The 16,198-nt window shown below is 71.8% G+C and carries 11 protein-coding genes and 2 pseudogenes; 7 read left to right on the forward strand and 6 right to left on the reverse strand.

Features of this window, described 5'->3' with window-relative positions:
- Positions 1–275 precede the first annotated feature (275 nt).
- Positions 276–1,007, forward strand: coding sequence for an NTP transferase domain-containing protein (locus ACFYQA_RS13015; RefSeq protein WP_388915759.1), 732 nt, complete (start codon positions 276–278; stop codon positions 1,005–1,007).
- 130 nt (positions 1,008–1,137) lie between these two features.
- On the forward strand, positions 1,138–2,763 hold the full coding sequence (gene aceB / locus ACFYQA_RS13020; protein WP_388915762.1) for a malate synthase A: 1,626 nt from the start codon (positions 1,138–1,140) through the stop codon (positions 2,761–2,763).
- A gap of 116 nt (positions 2,764–2,879) precedes the next feature.
- Here aceB and ACFYQA_RS13025 read toward each other — a convergent pair whose 3' ends face one another.
- A complete protein-coding gene (locus ACFYQA_RS13025) occupies positions 2,880–3,794 on the reverse strand; it encodes a HipA family kinase (RefSeq protein WP_388915765.1) in 915 nt (304 codons plus the stop codon).
- Positions 3,795–4,449: 655 nt separating this feature from the next.
- On the opposite strand from ACFYQA_RS13025, the gene ACFYQA_RS13030 reads away from it, so the two are divergent.
- Entirely contained in the window at positions 4,450–6,111 is a 1,662-nt protein-coding gene (locus ACFYQA_RS13030) for an IS1182 family transposase (protein WP_388915768.1), read from the forward strand.
- A gap of 160 nt (positions 6,112–6,271) precedes the next feature.
- A complete protein-coding gene (locus ACFYQA_RS13035; RefSeq protein ID WP_388915771.1) occupies positions 6,272–6,646 on the forward strand; it encodes a TrkA C-terminal domain-containing protein in 375 nt (124 codons plus the stop codon).
- A 45-nt stretch (positions 6,647–6,691) separates the two neighbouring features.
- Here the strand turns inward: ACFYQA_RS13035 and ACFYQA_RS13040 are convergent, their stop codons facing one another.
- Positions 6,692–7,135, reverse strand: coding sequence for a universal stress protein (locus ACFYQA_RS13040; protein WP_388915774.1), 444 nt, complete (start codon positions 7,133–7,135; stop codon positions 6,692–6,694).
- A gap of 914 nt (positions 7,136–8,049) precedes the next feature.
- On the opposite strand from ACFYQA_RS13040, the gene ACFYQA_RS13045 reads away from it, so the two are divergent.
- Positions 8,050–10,413, forward strand: a complete 2,364-nt coding sequence (locus tag ACFYQA_RS13045; RefSeq protein WP_388915777.1) for a heavy metal translocating P-type ATPase — start codon at positions 8,050–8,052, stop codon at positions 10,411–10,413.
- Positions 10,414–10,417: 4 nt separating this feature from the next.
- On the opposite strand, the pseudogene ACFYQA_RS13050 reads toward ACFYQA_RS13045, so the two are convergent.
- The 4 genes and pseudogenes from ACFYQA_RS13050 to ACFYQA_RS13065 form a co-directional block, all read right to left on the reverse strand.
- Positions 10,418–10,573: pseudogene (locus ACFYQA_RS13050) on the reverse strand (flavodoxin domain-containing protein); the annotation flags it as partial.
- 225 nt (positions 10,574–10,798) lie between these two features.
- On the reverse strand, positions 10,799–13,198 hold the full coding sequence (locus tag ACFYQA_RS13055; RefSeq protein ID WP_388915780.1) for a glycoside hydrolase family 65 protein: 2,400 nt from the start codon (positions 13,196–13,198) through the stop codon (positions 10,799–10,801).
- A 58-nt stretch (positions 13,199–13,256) separates the two neighbouring features.
- Positions 13,257–14,129, reverse strand: a complete 873-nt coding sequence (locus ACFYQA_RS13060) for a universal stress protein (RefSeq protein ID WP_388916134.1) — start codon at positions 14,127–14,129, stop codon at positions 13,257–13,259.
- A gap of 287 nt (positions 14,130–14,416) precedes the next feature.
- Positions 14,417–15,238, reverse strand: a complete 822-nt coding sequence (locus ACFYQA_RS13065; RefSeq protein WP_388915783.1) for a universal stress protein — start codon at positions 15,236–15,238, stop codon at positions 14,417–14,419.
- A gap of 363 nt (positions 15,239–15,601) precedes the next feature.
- Between ACFYQA_RS13065 and ACFYQA_RS13070 the strand changes: the two are divergent.
- Positions 15,602–15,785 (forward strand): annotated as a pseudogene (locus tag ACFYQA_RS13070) (DUF4389 domain-containing protein); the annotation flags it as partial.
- Between the two features lie 53 nt (positions 15,786–15,838).
- Positions 15,839–16,099 carry a 2-oxo acid dehydrogenase subunit E2 gene (locus ACFYQA_RS13075; RefSeq protein ID WP_388915786.1) on the forward strand — a complete coding sequence of 87 codons (261 nt, stop codon included), beginning with the start codon at positions 15,839–15,841 and terminating at the stop codon, positions 16,097–16,099.
- Positions 16,100–16,198: the final 99 nt, after the last annotated feature.

A 16,198-nucleotide genomic window follows, 5' to 3' on the forward strand; every position in this document is an offset into this window, starting at 1 on the left:
TGCGCCTCCCACCGGCCCCGCCGCCCCGTCGGCCGGTGCGCGCCAGTAAACGCCACCCCGCCCCCTCCGCGCCAGTCCGCTGCGTCATCGTCTTGCTCCACAGCGTGACATCGCAGGCCGGATGCGCCCCTTCACGCTCCCTGCCTCCGCCCCGTTTCCGCCCCGCCCGCCCCTCCCGCGCCGTCCGCCACGTCACCCGTCGCGCCACCCCCGCGCCACCCGCCGGGTTCCTCCGGCACCCGGCGGTCCCCGAGGCATTGAGGTATGCAGAACGTATGACGACACCTCGGACGAACCCGGACTCGGGACGGGCCACTGGACACGTGGCGGGACTGCTGCTCGCGGCGGGCGGTGGACGGCGGCTGGGGGGCCGGCCCAAGGCGCTGCTGACCCACCGGGGGCGGCCGCTGGTGGAGCACGCGGTACGGGCGTTGCGCGCGGGCGGCTGCGAGCGCGTGCACGTGGTGCTCGGCGCGCGGGCGGAGGAAGTCCGCGCGCGTGCCGAGCTGCCGGACTGCGTGCTCGTCGACAACCCGGACTGGGAGCAGGGCATGGGCTCGTCCCTGCGGGCCGGGCTCGCCTCGCTGGCCGGTACGGAAGCGCGGGCCGCCCTGGTCCTGCTGGTCGACCAGCCCGGAATCGGCCCGCAGGCGGTCGCCCGGGTACTCGCCGCGTACGCGGCACGGAAGACGGGGTACCCGCAGGAGGCGCGGAACGCGCGAGAGGGGAAGGATGCGCGGGCCCCCCTCGTCTCGGCCACCTACGCCGGCGTACGCGGCCACCCCGTCCTGTTCGGGTCCGCGCACTGGGCCGGCGTCGCCGCGGCCGCGACCGGCGACCAGGGAGCACGCGCCTACCTGAAGGAACACGCGGACGACATCGTCCTCGTCGAGTGCGGGGACGTGGCCGAGGCCTACGACATCGACACGAAGGAGGACCTGAGCCGCCTCGGACAAGCGAGCGCCACCTGCCCGACCCCAGGTCTCCCGACATCAACAAACCATTGAACTTCCACGATAAGGAAACTATTATCCACAACTCGGAGCGCCCCTCGGACCCGTCCCTCCCCGGGCGTTCTCCGCCGCACCCGGGTCGACCGGCACCCGGTGCCGTGCCCGCCGAAGGAAGTGACAGCTGATGTCCGCACCAGCGCCGCACCCGCTGGCCATCGTCGACGCCGAGCCCCTGCCCCGGCAGGAAGAGGTCCTCACCGAGGCGGCCCTCGCCTTCCTGGCCGAACTGCACCGGCGGTTCACGCCCCGGCGCGACGAACTCCTCGCCCGCCGCGCGGAGCGCCGGGCCGAGATCGCCCGCACCTCCACGCTCGACTTCCTGCCCGAGACGGCCGACGTCCGCGCGGACGACTCCTGGAGGGTGGCCCCGGCCCCGGAGGCCCTGAACGACCGCCGGGTCGAGATCACCGGCCCCACCGACCGGAAGATGACCATCAACGCCCTCAACTCGGGCGCGAAGGTGTGGCTCGCGGACTTCGAGGACGCCTCCGCGCCCACCTGGGAGAACGTGGTCCTCGGCCAGCTCAACCTGATCAACGCCTACACCCGGACCATCGACTTCACCGACCCGGTGTCCGGCAAGTCGTACGCCCTGCGCCCGGACGGGGACCTGGCGACGGTCGTCACGCGCCCGCGCGGCTGGCACCTGAACGAGCGCCACCTCACCGATGCCGACGGCACCCAGGTACCCGGTGCTCTGGTCGACTTCGGGCTGTACTTCTTCCACAACGCCCAGCGTCTCCTGGACCTCGGCAAGGGCCCGTACTTCTACCTCCCGAAGACGGAGTCCCATCTCGAAGCCCGCCTGTGGAACGACGTGTTCGTCTTCGCCCAGGACTACGTGGGCATCCCCCGGGGCACCGTGCGCGCCACCGTCCTCATCGAGACGATCACGGCCGCGTACGAGATGGAGGAGATCCTCTACGAGCTGCGCGACCACGCCTCGGGGCTGAACGCGGGGCGATGGGACTACCTGTTCTCCATCGTCAAGAACTTCCGTGACGGCGGGGAGAAGTTCGTCCTGCCGGACCGCAACGCGATCACGATGACGGCCCCGTTCATGCGCGCGTACACCGAACTCCTGGTGCGCACCTGCCACAAGCGGGGCGCGCACGCGATCGGCGGCATGGCGGCCTTCATCCCGTCCCGCCGGGACCCGGAGGTCAACAAGGTCGCGTTCGAGAAGGTGCGCGCCGACAAGGACCGTGAGGCGAACGACGGTTTCGACGGCTCCTGGGTCGCCCACCCGGACCTGGTCCCGATCGCCATGGAATCCTTCGACCGGGTGCTCGGCGACAGGCCGCACCAGAAGGACCGGCTGCGCGAGGACGTCGACGTCCACGCCGCCGACCTGCTCTCGATCGACTCCCTGGAGGCCACTCCGACGTACGCGGGCCTGGTCAACGCGGTCCAGGTGGGCATCCGTTACATCGAGGCGTGGCTGCGCGGTCTCGGCGCGGTGGCCATCTTCAACCTGATGGAGGATGCGGCCACCGCCGAGATCTCCCGCTCCCAGATCTGGCAGTGGATCAACGCGGGCGTCGTCCTCGACAACGGCCAGCCGGTCACCGCGGAGCTCGCCCGCAGGGTCGCCGCCGAGGAACTGTCGAACATCCGCGCCGAGTCGGGCGAGGAGGCCTTCGCGGCGGGCCACTGGCAGCAGGCCCACGACCTGCTGCTGACGGTCGCCCTCGACGAGGACTACGCCGACTTCCTCACCCTGCCGGCCTACGAACAGCTCAAGGGCTGACACCCGGCAGCCGTCACCCCCCGGTCCCAGCCCCGCCGTGGCGGCGCTGGGACCGGGGGGTGGGGTTGGGGCTGGGGGGGGGGGGGTTGGGGCTGGGACGGGCCCGCGGCCCCGGGTCACCCCAGGTGCACCGACCAGTCCTGCTCCGCCGCGGGCCTGCCGTGCAGATCGGGAACGTTCTTGAGCCAGGCCGGGCGCCCCTGCCGGGTCCGCGCCGCCCGGCGGGCATTCTCCGCGGCCAGTTCCGCCGCGCCGGGGAAGTCGGTCGGCAGCCACTGGGCCGAGGTCCGCACGCGCGCGTACAGATACCTCACATACGCCTCGCGGGCCGCGTCGGGCGTCGCGAAGTCCGGCTCCCCGGCGAGCCAGGCGTCGGGCACCTCGGCCGTGATGGAGCGCAGCAGTTCCTCGGTCACCCGGGGCGCGAGTTCGGCGTCGGCGGCGCGGACGTCGGGCCCGTAACCGCCGAGGGCGTGGTGGCGGAAGTCGTACGCCTTCGCCGGGTCGGACGTGTCCCAGCGGTGGTGGAAGACGAGCGCGGCCCCGTGGTCGATGAGCCACAGCCGGGGCGGTGCGACGCCGAGCGTCGGCCAGACCATCAGGTTGGAACTGTGGACGGTCCGGTCCACGTTCACCGTGAGGGCGTCGAGCCAGACGATCCGCCCGGCCTCCACCGGGTCGACGGGGAAGACCTCGGCGACCTCGGTCGTGAAGTCCCGCGCACCCGGGAGGAAGTCCATGCCCAGGTTGATCCCGGCGCTGGCGGCATGCAGCTCCCGCACCTCCTGATGCGGCTCGCTGTCGGCGATCGCCGGATCGAAGTCCACCAGCACCAGTTCCGGGAACCGCAGCCCCAGCGCACGGGCCAGCTCCCCGACGATCACCTCGGCGACCAGAGCCCTGCGCCCCTGCGCGGACCCCGTGAACTTCACGACGTAGGTACCGAGGTCGTCGGCCTCGAATACACCGGGAACGGAACCGCCGGACCGCAGGGGCGTGATGTAGCGGGTAGCGGTGACCTCAGTCAGCATTTCCCCAGGCTACGCGATCCCTTGGCCTTGCATTCCATGACCTTCCCAAGACCCCCGCGTTCCGGGGAATCGGCCACGATCAGCCCTGGGGAGAATCTGGGGAGTTTCGGCCGGCGCACTGATCTTCCGGCTCCCCGAGCAGTCCGTCGATCATCGTGCGCCCCTTGCTCCCGGCCTCCGGCATGAAGTGAGCGCAGTAACCGAACGTGACGGCCGGCGAGGAGTGCCCGAGCCGTCGTGCCAACGTCACCACGGACTCCCCCCGCCTCCAGCGGGATCGGGGACTGTAAAACGTTCGACTCTGTCTCACATGCGGTGGTAACGGCAAGTGGCTGCCGTGGCCGGCAGTAACACTCCCAGACCAGCACGGGTGACGCGACCGTGGACACCGTGCCCGTCCCGCTCGACGGCGCGTCTGCCACTGCTCTCCTCGGAGCTCGGACCAGGCACATCAGCGATGACGCTCTGTCACCACCGCGTGTGGGACAGAGCCGTTCGTTCGACAGACCCAAAGCAAGATCAAGAAAGCGTGTTAAAGATCTGCACGGCCTAAGTCACCGGCGTGATTCTGTTGGCGATCTTCATGGGGTGGACGGGACGGTCCTGAGGCGGTGTCCTGGAAGGGCGGGGGCTGATCCGAAGGCGGTGGTGGGGCATGTCTCTGCGTCCGCGGGGTTTCGAGGAGATCCCGACGGCGACGGTGCGCACGGCCTGGCGGGCGTGTCCGAAGGGCACGAGGGCGATGCTGATCCGCGACCGGCTGGCCGAGGTGTTCCGGGACGAGGACTTCGCCGACCTGTACCCCCGCAATGGGTGCCCGGCCCTCTCCCCGGCCCAGTTGGCGCTGGTCACGGTGCTGCAGTACACCGAGCACCTGTCCGACCGGCAGGCCGCCGAGGCCGTGCGCACCCGCATCGACTGGAAATACGCCATGGGTCTGGAACTGGACGACCCCGGCTTCGACCACTCGGTGCTGTGCGAGTTCCGCGCCCGGCTGGTCGACGGCGATGCCGCTGACCGGATCTTGAACCTGATGCTGCGCCACCTGATGGCGGCCGGCCTGCTCGCTGGACGGGGCAGGCAGCGCACCGACGCCACCCATGTGCTGGCCGCGGTCCGCCGCATCAGCCGCCTGGAGCTGGTCGGCGAGAGCGTGCGCGCGGCGCTGGAGGAACTCGCCCGCCAGGATCCCGACTTCCTGGCCCCGCTGATCCAACCGGGCTGGGACAAGCGCTACGGGCACCGTGTGGAGATCGGCAAGGTCCCCGGTGGCGCGGCCGGCGTCACCGCGCTGGCCGAAACCTTCGGCGAGGACGGGCGCCGGCTGCTGACCGCATTGTGGCAGCCCGGCACGCCGCCGGGGCTGCGCGGCCTGCGCCAGGTGGAGATCCTCAGGCGGGTGTGGACGCACCACTTCTACTGGGATGCGGCCGGGGTGCTGCGCTGGCGCGATGGCCACGCCCTGCCCCCGGCGAGCCTGCGCTTCGACTCCCCCTACGACACCGACGCGCACTACTGCGTCAAGAACGGCCTGGAGTGGAGCGGGTACCGTGCGCATCTGACCGAGTGCTGCGACCGCGACCGCCCCGAGATCGTGGTGCATGCCACCGCCACCATCGCCCCCGTCCAGGACGGCACCCTTCTCGACCAGATCCACACCGACCTCGCCGCCCTGCACCTCCTCCCGGACGAGCACCTGGTCGACGCCGCCTACCCCACTCCGGCCCGGATCGCCCGCGCCCGAGCGGCCCACGCCGTCACGCTGACCGGCCCGATCCCCACCGCTTCGGGCCGCACCGCGCCCCCGGACCCGGCCTTCTCCAAGGCCGCCTTCACCGCCGACTGGGACACCCGCAGCTTGACCTGCCCCATGGGCCATAAGAGCCTGCCTTGGAAAACGCTGACCCTCAATCAGCACCCCTACCTGCAGGCCTCCTTCCCCGCTGACACCTGCCGGACGTGCCCCCAACGCCCGCGCTGCACCACCAGAGCCGATCGACCCCGCACGGTAACCCTGCAGCCCATCCAGGAACTCCACGAGATCCAACTGGGCAACTGGGCCGAGCAGCACACCCAGGAATGGAAGGACTGCTACGCGACGCGCGCTGGCGTCGAGGCCCTGAACTCCCAGGCCGTCCGCGCCTTCGGCCTGCGCCGCTCCCGCTACCGCGGCCTGCCCAAGACCCGCCTGCAGACCGCGCTCACCGCCGCGGCCTGCAACTTCGTCCGCGTCGCCGACTGGATCCGCACCCCCGTCCGGACCGAGCGCGGACCCACCCGCTTCCACGCCCTCTGCCTCACCTACAGCCTCACCTGAAGATCGCCAACAGAATCCCGGCATTGGTGCTAGGACAGGAAGCTGCCGGGGCGCCGCACGAAGCGGCGGGCGTCCTTGTACCGGCGTTCTGCGTACCGGCCGCGACGAGGACAACCTCGTCATCAGCCTGCTCGCCAAGCGGCAGTTCGGGGTGGGGCGGGTGGCTGCGCGCGTCAATGCAGCGGAGAACGACCGGCTCTTCGGCCAGCGTTGGGGCGTGGACGTGGCCGTGCCTGCCGCCACCCCACTGATCTCCCTCATCGAGGAGGCCAGCGGCGCGGCGGACACGGTGGCGCTGCTGCGGCTGAGTAAGGCGGGCGTCGAGGTCATCGAGACCACGATCACCGAGCGGTCCCGGGCCTCGGGGCGCACGCTGGGCGAGATCACCCTGCCCGCCGGCACCGTGGTCGCCACCGTCGTACGCGACGGCCGGCCCACGGTCCCCGGCCCCGAGGTGCGGTTGCTCCCCGGCGACGAGTTGCTGATCGTGTCCCACGAGTCGACCGAGCAGGAGATCCACGCGGCGTTCCGGTGACCTGGGGCCCTGCACCGTCCCGGGCCGCAGGTCACTGCTTCGGGGTCACTCCTTCTCGGAGCGCACGATCACCACCGGGCAGCTCGCATGCTGGGACACGTGCTGGCTGACGGAGCCGAGCAGGGCGCGCGCGAATCCGCCCCTGCCCCGGCTGCCGACAACCAGGACCTCGGCTCCTTCGGCGGCCCGCAGCAGGACGTCGGCGGGATTGCCGTGCACCACATGGGTCCGGATCGAGCCGGCCGTGTCCGCGCCGAGCACGTCGGTCAGCTCCCGGCTCATCTTCTGCCGGGTCTCGTCCTCGTCGACGTCCATGTCCACGGCGGGCGCCGACCAGCCGTACAGGCCCGGCAGCTCCCACACCGCGATCGCGTCCACGGTGCCGCCGACGAGACCGGCGTAGCGCACGGCCCAGCGCAGAGCCTCGTACGAGGACTGCGACCCGTCGACACCGACCACCACCCGGCGCTCGGAGGCATCCTTGTCCATGCGTCCCACCTCTCCTTCGGCGTACGTGCCCACCGGGCCGGTCCGCCCCTGCTCTCCACGCTGCGGGAACCATCGCCACACCGCCAGAGATGCGCATCCGGCGGCATGACGGACGGCGGTGCGCCGTCAGTACGCAAAGCGGGCCACCCAGCCGGATCCCACGCCCTCACGCATTCAGCCAAGAGCCGTCAGCCGTCAGCCGTCAGGCCGGAGCATGTCGTGACTTACCAACTGCCGTTCGGGCACGACCGCGACCGGGCACTGCGTTCGTCGCGGGCCTCCCTCAGCGGATACTGAGGGCTACAGCCGGGTGCGGTCGTGTTCAGGGCTTGGTGGGAGGGCCGGCGTACAGGACGACCAAGGTCTCTCGCGGGCCGGCCGCTCACCGAGGATCTGCCGGGGTTTGGGTGCGGCTGAGGTAGGGGGGTGCTCGTGGTGCCGGCTGAGGGCGCGCCCTCCAGGAAGTCTCCGGCTCGAGGGTGGAGATCAAGCAGAGCGATGCCCCACGGCGTTCACGGTGTACGGCGGCGGGTAGTACCTGCGGCACCCGCAGCGGCCGGCCTGCCGCCGCCCAGGCCCTGACCAGGCAAGGTGCGGGCACCGGGCGGGGAAAGGCTCACCTCGCCCCGGTCGCTCGCCGCACCCGCGCGTACTCGCCCTCGCCCGGCCGGTCGGCCACGCGCTGCCGCTCCTGGCCTCTCGGCGGGGAGCACCGTGACGGACCCTGGGTGTGGCGGGCCGGGGGCCGGACGAGGAGCATGGGGACCATGCGGCCCTGGAGCCGCCCGATGAATCGTCGGATCCTGGATGCATGGCGAGGGAAGTACCCGCGCGGCCGGTCCGTGGTTTGGCCGGACGGGCGGCGTCGTCCCCGGCTGCTCCCTACCGCGAACCCGCCGACGGTGAGGACTGCCATGCGTCACGTCAACCGCGCCGACCCCACCCGCCGGGCCGCCACGGAGAAGTCGCTGCCCGGACCTGCCTCAGCGCCGACAGGGACGTCCTGGCTCGAACCCGCTCTCCTGGCTGTCACGGCCTCGGCGCTGACGGCGGGGGGCGTCCTCCGGCTGCTGGGCGACACCGTCGCCGCCGACCTGTGCTGGGCGCTGGGCGCGGCCTCCGCCGTCATCCCCGCGATCGGCTGGGTACTGGCCGCGCTGCGGCGCGGTCACGCCGGCGTGGACCTCATCGCGGTCCTGGCACTCGGCGGCACCCTGGCCGTCGGCGAGTATCTCGCCGGGGCGCTGATCGGTCTGATGCTGGCCACCGGCCGCGCCCTGGAGGCCGCCGCCCAGCGCCGTGCCTCCCACGACCTGCGTGCGCTGCTCACGCACGCGCCCCGCACGGCCCGCCAGCGATCCGGTGCCGAGGTCCGCCAGGTCCCGCTCGCCGAGGTCGCCGTGGGGGACCTGCTCGTCGTGGGCGCGGGCGAGGTCGTCCCCGTCGACGGGCAGGTGGTGGGCCCGGCGGCCGTCCTCGACGAGTCGGTGCTCACGGGAGAGTCTGCGCCGGTGGAACGGGTGTCCGGGCAGACCGTGCGCAGCGGAGTAGTCAACGCGGGCGGAGCCTTCGATCTGCGGGCCATGGCGACCGAGCAGGACAGCGCCTACGCCGGGATCGTGCGGCTGGCCCGGCAGGCGGGCGCGGAGGCGGCCCCCGTCGTCCGCCTGGCCGACCGCTACGCGGCATGGTTCCTGCCCCTCTCGGTGGCGGTCGCAGGGCTGGCCTGGCTGTTCAGTGGCTCCGCGGTGCGGGCCGTCGCGGTGCTGGTGGTCGCCACCCCCTGCCCGCTGCTGCTCGCCGCCCCGGTGGCGATCGTCTCCGGGCTGTCCCGGGCGTCCCGGCTGGGTGTGGTGGTCCGGGGCGGTGGCGCCCTGGAGCGCCTGGGACGGGCCCGGACGCTGCTGCTCGACAAAACCGGCACCCTCACCGGCGGTCGCCCGCGCGTTCTCGACGTGACTGCGGGCCCCGGCTGGAAACCCGCCGAGGTGCTGCGGCTGGCGGCCACCGTCGACCAGTACTCACCACACGCCCTGGCCCACGCCATCGTCGACGCGGCCCGCGAGCGCGGACTGGAGCCGTCGGCGGCGACCGACGTGTCGGAGGAGGCCGGCCGGGGCGCGCACGGCGTGGTCGAGGGCCGCAGGACGACCGTCGGCCGCCTGGAGCCCGACGCGCCGGTCCCGGACTGGGCACGGGCGGCGGAGAACCGGGCGCTGCTGGACGGGGCCGCCGTCGCCTGGCTCACCATCGACGGCGGCCCCGTGGGGGCCGTCCTGCTGCGCGATCCGCTGCGCCACGACGCACCGCGGGCCCTGCGACGGCTGCGCACGGCCGGCATCGAGCGGATCGTGATGCTCACCGGTGACCGGCCCGAACCCGCCCGCGAGATCGCCGCCGTCCTCGGACTCGACGGCGTACGGGCCGAACTGACGCCGGCCGACAAGGTGGCCGAGGTCCGCGCGGAACGCGAGCACGCGGTCACCGTCATGGTCGGCGACGGGGTGAACGACGCGCCCGCGCTCGCCGCCGCGGACGTCGGCGTGGCGATGGGGGCGCGAGGTTCCACCGCGTCCTCCGAGGCCGCGGACATCGTCCTCACCACCGACCGCGTGGACCGGCTGGCCGACGCCACGTCGATCGCCGTACGGGCGCGCCGCATCGCCGTACAGAGCGCCCTCGGCGGCATGCTGCTGTCCCTGGCGGCCATGGGTGCGGCCGCCATGGGACTGCTGCCGCCGGCGGCCGGCGCGCTGCTGCAGGAGGGAATCGATGTGGCGGTCATCCTCAACGCGCTGCGCGCCCTGCGCGTGGACCAAGGGGTCCGGCCCGCCCTGGAACCCGCCGCCGAGGCCCTGATCCACCGCTTCGCGGCCGAGCACGAGGACCTGCAGGACGTGTTGCAGGCCGTGCGCGACGCGGCGGCCCGGCTCTCGGTTCCCGGCCGGGACGCGCAGGCCCTGGAGTCGGTCCGCGAGGTGAACCGGCTGCTCACCGAGCGGCTGCTGCCGCACGAGTACGCCGAGGAGCACCAGCTCTATCCGGCTCTCGGACCCGCACTCGGCGGCCCCGAGGCGACGGCGACCATGAGCCGCGCCCACGCCGAGATCGAACGGCTCTCCGGGCGGGTGGCCACCCACGTGGCACTCGCCGAAGCGCAGGGCGCACTGAAGCCCGAGCAGCTCGAGGACCTGCGCGCCTGCCTCTACGGTCTGCACACCGTGCTGCGGCTGCACTTCACGCAGGAAGAGGAGAACTACTTCTCCCTGGCTCCCTGATCGGCACGACCGCGTCGTACGACGCCGCGCTCGGAACGGACCCGGCGGCACGTGCCTCGGCAGTGAGCCCTTCCTTGCGCAGGACTCCGGCGACGGTCTCGGCAATCTCCGCTGTCGATCCATTGGCTGTCCCGTAGGCGACCAGCACGTTCTTCGGCATGGCGGGTCCGCCTCCTCTCACAGCCTGGGCAGCCGACGGACAACCACTCGGCGCAGCGCCCGTTCGTTCGACTGTAGCCGGGCGCCGCCCAAGCGCCGGCTGAGCCCGTTGAGGACTACGCCCACGCTCTCAGTGACGGAGACGTCGAAGCGTCAGAGACGGCCGGCGACTTGAACTCCGGCGGCTCGTGACGTCCCCTGGGACTTCTCCCGTCGGCGGCGCGGATCAGCTCGCCGGCAGCTGGAGCGTGCAGGTCTCTCCGGGAGCGATGGTGACGGCCCGGTCCGCCAGGACCACGCGGACCGGCGATTCCTCCGAGTCCGGTACGCCGAGCTCCAGCTGCCCGCTGTGGCACCGCAGGCTGATGCCCCAGTGACCGCGATAGCTCAGTGCGAACCCGTACTCCGACAGGGCCGGCAGAGGCACCGGATCCAGCGACAGGGCGTCCTCGCGGGTCTCCATTCCCGTCAGGCCGCGTTGGACCAGATCAAGCGTGCCGACCATGGCTCCCAGGTGGATGCCTTCGCCGGTCGTGCCGCCCTGGATGTCGGCGATGTCCGCTTCCAGGGCCTCATGGAAGTGTTGCCACGCCTCGGCTCGTCTCACCCGGGCGAGGACCCAGCCGTGCACCAGTTCGCTGAGGGTGGAACCATGGCTGGTGCGGTGCAGGTAGTAGTCGACGGTTCTGCCCCAGACCTCGTCGTCCAGGTGGTATCCGAGGCGCCGGAACAGGCTCTGCAGTTCCGTGGGCGGGAAGAGGTAGCCGAGCATGAGGACGTCGGCCTGCTTGGAGGCCTTGTAGCGGTTGACCGTGTCGCCCTCGGCCTCGAGGATCCGGTCCAGTCTCCGGATGCTGTCGTACCGCGCGCGGTAGCCGCCCCAGTCCAGTTCGGCAAGGTCACCGTAGCCTTCGAACTGGCTGATGACGCCTTGGTGGTACGGCACCTGCAACCGCCGGGACACCTCCTCCCACCTCGGGAACTCGTCGCCGTCCAGCTGGATACGCTGGAACAGCTCCTCCCGGCGCCAGGCGGGCAGGCGGCGCAGGAGGTCCAGGGCGCGGGCGATGACCCAAGCGGCAGTGACATTGGTGTACGTGTTGTCGTCCAGTCCTGGCCGGACTGCGCCGGGATAGCCGTCGTGGTACTCGTCGGGGCCGACGACGCCGCGGATGTGGTAGCGACCCGCCGCGGAGTCGAGGACCGCGCTGTCCGCCCAGAAGCGGGCGATCTGCACCAGCATCTCCGCACCCTTGGTGTACAGGAACTCGGTGTCGCCGGTGGCCTCGCAGTACTGCCACACGTTGTAGGCGATCGCCGAGCCGACGTGGTGCTGGAGCCTGGAGTTGTCCGGCAGCCAGCGGCCCGAGCGGGGGTTGAGGTGCAGCTCCTGGGTCTCCTCGCGGCCGTCGCTGCCGCTCTGCCACGGGTACATCGCCCCGGCCCGGCCGATGGTGGCGGCGGCCCGGCAGGCCCGGCCGAGGCGCCGGTGGCGGTAGGTCAGCAGCGCCCGGGAGACCTCGGGGAGATGCAGGTTCAGATACGGCAGCACGAACAGCTCGTCCCAGAACACATGGCCCCGGTACGCCTCGCCGTGCAGTCCCCGTGCCGGCACGCCGACGTCCAGATCCGCGGTGTGCGGGGACAGTGTCTGCAGTACGTGGAAGAGGTGCAGTCGCAGGATGCGACCCGCCTTGCCGGGGATGCGGATGTCCGCGCGCCGCCACAGCTGCTGCCAGGCGGCGGTGTGGGAGTGCAGCAGGGCGGCGAAGTCCGGTGCCGCGGTCACCCGGTCGACGGCCGCGCCGAGCGGGTCGCTGATCGCGGCATCGCGGGAGGTGTGCAGCGCCACGGTCTTCTCGACCTCGACGGGCCGGCCCGGAGCGATCGGGATCACCAGGCGGTGGACCGCGCGGCGCCGGCCGGGACGCAGCTGCGAGGAGGACGAGGGCGGCCCCACGACGACGTTCCGGGCGGCCATGGCGATCCCGATGTCCGAGGTGCTGGTCCGGCAGCGCAGCCACACCGTCCCGGGCTCCTGCACGCCGGTCCTTACGCGGGCCAGGTGAGACCGGTTGAGAGACCGGTAACGGTGGACGTTGGCGTTGATCACATCGCCGTCGAGGGAGGACTCGATCTCGACGTCCCCCGACCAGTCCTCGGCGGTGAGCACCGTCCGCAACGCCGCCAGATGCGGGTCCCCCATGTGCACCAGGCGGATCTGTTCCACCCGAAGCGCTCTCGCGGCATCGTCCCGGTAGCGCGAGGTACGGATGAGCACGGCCCGGCGCAGATCCAGGACCTGCCGGTGGTCGAGCAGGGCTGTGGAGTCCGGGGTGAGCCACGGCGCCCAGGTCCCTCCCTGGGAACGCAGACGGAAGCGCAGCAGCAGCCAGTTCGGGAGGTTGACCATGTCCTCGTTGACGACCTGGCGCCTCGCCACGGTCGACTCGAGGCGGTTGTAGCACCCGGCCGCGTAGGTCCCCGGGCAGTGCACCAGACCCGCCCTGCACTCGGGCACCGCGCCACGGGTGGCGAAGCAGCCGTTGCCGAGAGTGCAGAGCGATTCCCGCAGCCGCTCGGCAGCAGGCTCGTACCCCTCGTACTCCCACGTCCACTCCGACATCGGCCGCCCTCGCATTTCTCCTCGCCAAAATGTGCAGGAGCGCGACACCCCCTTGGACTCAGACCCGTTGCGGGACGACGGCGACCGGGCACTCGGCATGGTGCAGCAGGGTGTGGGCGACCCTGCTCAGCTGGAGACCGAAGTGGCCGTGCCGCCGCAGGGCTCCGACGACGATCAGGTCGGCATCGGCCGATGCCTCCAGAAGGACCTTGTGGGCGGGACCTTCGACCGGCCTGCGGCGTACGTCGACGTCCGGGTGTTCCCGTACCGCTTCGCGCAACGCCTCGGCGAGGCCGGCCGACGCCCGTTCCTCGGGCGCGGGCGTGGCGTCGTCCGCGATCCGGGGGTCCGCGTGCTCAGGAGCCGGACTGCGCCAGGCCCGCACGGCATCCAGGGCCGAGCCGCGCACCTCGGCCTCGCGGAAGGCGAACCGCACCGCACCCGGACCGTGGGGCTGATCGCCCACCCCGACCACCACCCGTCCGAAGGCTCCCTGCCTGTTCCGTTCCCCGCCGCGGACCACGATGACCGGGCACATCGCGCGAGCGGCCACCGTGAGACCGACCGACCCCAGCGTCAGTCCGGCGAACTCGCCGCGCCCGCGGGAACCCGTGACCAGGGACCACGCCTCGTGCCCGGCCGCCAGCAGCGCCGACACGGGGTCGTCGGGGAGCACGTCGCTCGACACCTTGACCTCCGGGCGGCGCTGCCGGGCGCGTTCCGCTCCGGAGGCGATGATGTGCTGGGCAAGGACGGCTTCGGCGGGACGCTGACGTCCGAAGGACGGGACGCTGCCTTCGTACCGCTCCCACAACGAGGCATGAACCAACCGCAGAGGAAGCCTGTGCCGCGCCGCTTCCTCCACCGCCCAGTCCACTGCCTCGAGGCTGGGATCCGAACCGTCGAGCCCCACCACCAGCGGAAGTTCCATGGTCGCCACCGCCTTCCTGTCCTGCCGCTCACGAGACTCCCTGCACATACCGTCGCACTCCCTACGGCACGTCGCGACCTCCGAACCCAGCTCCCGAAGGCTTGTCTGTGCCTCACACGTCGCCGCCACGGGGCACGGCCATCGCGGTCAGGCCCACCGGCGAGTCCACGGCTCCGGCCGGTCCGGAGAACGCGCCGGAACCGTGTCATCGGTACAGACTCGTCGGCTCGCCGGTCTCTACCCTCGTGCCCCCGGCCCCTCACGGTCCGCGTCTCCAGGGTGCCTCGTCATATCTGAGGGACGACTGCGATCGGGCATGGCGCGTGGTGCAGCATCGCATGATTGGTCAGGCCCAGTTGCAGGCCCAGGTGCCCCTTCCGCCTGTGCGCGCCGACGACCAGCAGGTCCGCTTCCGACGCCGCCTCCAGCAGTGCCCGGCGTGCCGGTCCCTCGAACACCCGCCGGCTCACCGATGCGTCGCGGTACCGCTGCGCAGGGTCGCGCAAGGCGTCATCGAGTACCTGCGCCGGCGGACGCCGGTGGGCTTCCAGGGCATACCACGACGGGGCCCGAGGTGGGGTGGGAGCACCGGCCGCTGCGCTCCAGGCATGCACCGCCACCAGTCGGCAGCGCCGCACCTGGGCCTCGCGGAGTGCGAACCGCACCGCTGTGCCACTCCCCTCCCCCTCCTCGACACCGACGACGATGTTCCCGAACCTCCCGTCCCGGTGCTCCCGCGAACCACGCACGACGATGACAGGGCAGTCCGCCCGCGCCGCCACGGCGAGGCTGACCGAGCCCAGGAGCATCCCGGACAGCCCTCCGCGCCCTCTCGGTCCCAGCACCAGCGCGAAGGCGTTGCGCCCCTCGCCGGTCAGGGCGAAGGCGGCGTCCTCATGCACCACCTCGCTCGACAGCGGCACCGTGGGAGCGGTTTTCCCGGCACGCGCCGCGGCAGCACCGAGGACGTCGGCCGCCTCGTCGTCCCGTACCACTGCGTGCAGGAGACGGAGCGGCACCCCGTGCCGGGCCGCCTCTTCCGCGGCCCAGTTCACCGCTTCCAGGCTCGCCTCGGACCCGTCGATCCCGACCACCAGGGGAAGGGTCACCGCCTGTGTCTCCTCTCGTGCCGGGTTCCGCGCACTCCCTGCACGCCCACATGCGCGGTGGAGGGGGCTGAGGGCACACTCCTCGGATGAGAGAGCGCCCCGGGCTCCGTGCCGGCCGTGTGCGGACTCTCGCCCCCACCGGACCCGTTCCTGCCCTTCACGGTCACTTCCAGCTTCGTACGGAACGGAGGCCGCCGCGATGCCGCCAGCCGTAACCGTGGGCCTCGACGGCTCCCCCGAGAGTCCTGCTGCCGCCCGTGTGGCCGCTGCTGCTGATACCAGGACATCGCATCACCCCCTCCTGATCGTCACCGGACTCCGTAGGGAGAGGTCACCATGAACACGAACAGCAGGCTCCCGGCCATGCCGGCCGCCGCGGTGACGCCCTCGCGCCATCCCGCGCAGCTGACCGCGGTCCTCGACACACCGCTGTCCCGTTGGCTGTGGCTGATCAAATGGCTGCTCGCCCTCCCCCACTACGTCGTCCTGTTTCTTCCTGTGGGTGGCGTTCGTGGGGGTGAGCGTGGCGGCCTTCTCCGCGATTCTCTCTTGAAAGACCTGGTGTCACGCGCCCGCACGGGCAGGCTGCGCGGTTCCGAAGTGTCCGATGCCACGATCACGGTCACCAACCTCGGCGACCGGGGCGTGGAAACCGTGTCCGGCGTGATTTATCCGCAGCAGGTGGTCCTGGTCGGCTTCGGGCGGGTGGTCGACCGGCCGTACGCCGTCGACGGCCTGCTGGGCGTACGTCCCGTCGTCACGGCCACCCTCTCTGCGTGCCACCGGGCGACGGGCGGCGCCGTCGGGGCCCGCTATCTGACAACGCTCGACCGTCTCTCGCAGAACCCGGAGAAACTGTGAACCGAACCGACGCGCTGAACGTGGTCAAGGAGTCGATCACCCAGGTCGTTCCTGACGCCGACCTGGCCACGCCGGCTGGGTCCCGACGACGCGTTTCGG

It is taken from the genome of Streptomyces sp. NPDC005774, from assembly GCF_042871645.1.
In the GTDB taxonomy this organism is placed as follows: domain Bacteria; phylum Actinomycetota; class Actinomycetes; order Streptomycetales; family Streptomycetaceae; genus Streptomyces; species Streptomyces pratens.

Bases quoted from the DNA above. Each gene is read 5' to 3' on its own strand.
- ACFYQA_RS13055 (WP_388915780.1), bottom strand. From the start codon at position 13,198: ATGTCGGAGTGGACGTGGGAGTACGAGGGGTACGAGCCTGCTGCCGAG.
- ACFYQA_RS13025 (WP_388915765.1), bottom strand. From the start codon at position 3,794: ATGCTGACTGAGGTCACCGCTACCCGCTACATCACGCCCCTGCGGTCC.
- ACFYQA_RS13015 (WP_388915759.1), top strand. From the start codon at position 276: ATGACGACACCTCGGACGAACCCGGACTCGGGACGGGCCACTGGACAC.
- ACFYQA_RS13030 (WP_388915768.1), top strand. From the start codon at position 4,450: ATGTCTCTGCGTCCGCGGGGTTTCGAGGAGATCCCGACGGCGACGGTG.
- ACFYQA_RS13045 (WP_388915777.1), top strand. From the start codon at position 8,050: ATGCGTCACGTCAACCGCGCCGACCCCACCCGCCGGGCCGCCACGGAG.
- ACFYQA_RS13040 (WP_388915774.1), bottom strand. From the start codon at position 7,135: ATGGACAAGGATGCCTCCGAGCGCCGGGTGGTGGTCGGTGTCGACGGG.
- ACFYQA_RS13060 (WP_388916134.1), bottom strand. From the start codon at position 14,129: ATGGAACTTCCGCTGGTGGTGGGGCTCGACGGTTCGGATCCCAGCCTC.
- aceB (WP_388915762.1), top strand. From the start codon at position 1,138: ATGTCCGCACCAGCGCCGCACCCGCTGGCCATCGTCGACGCCGAGCCC.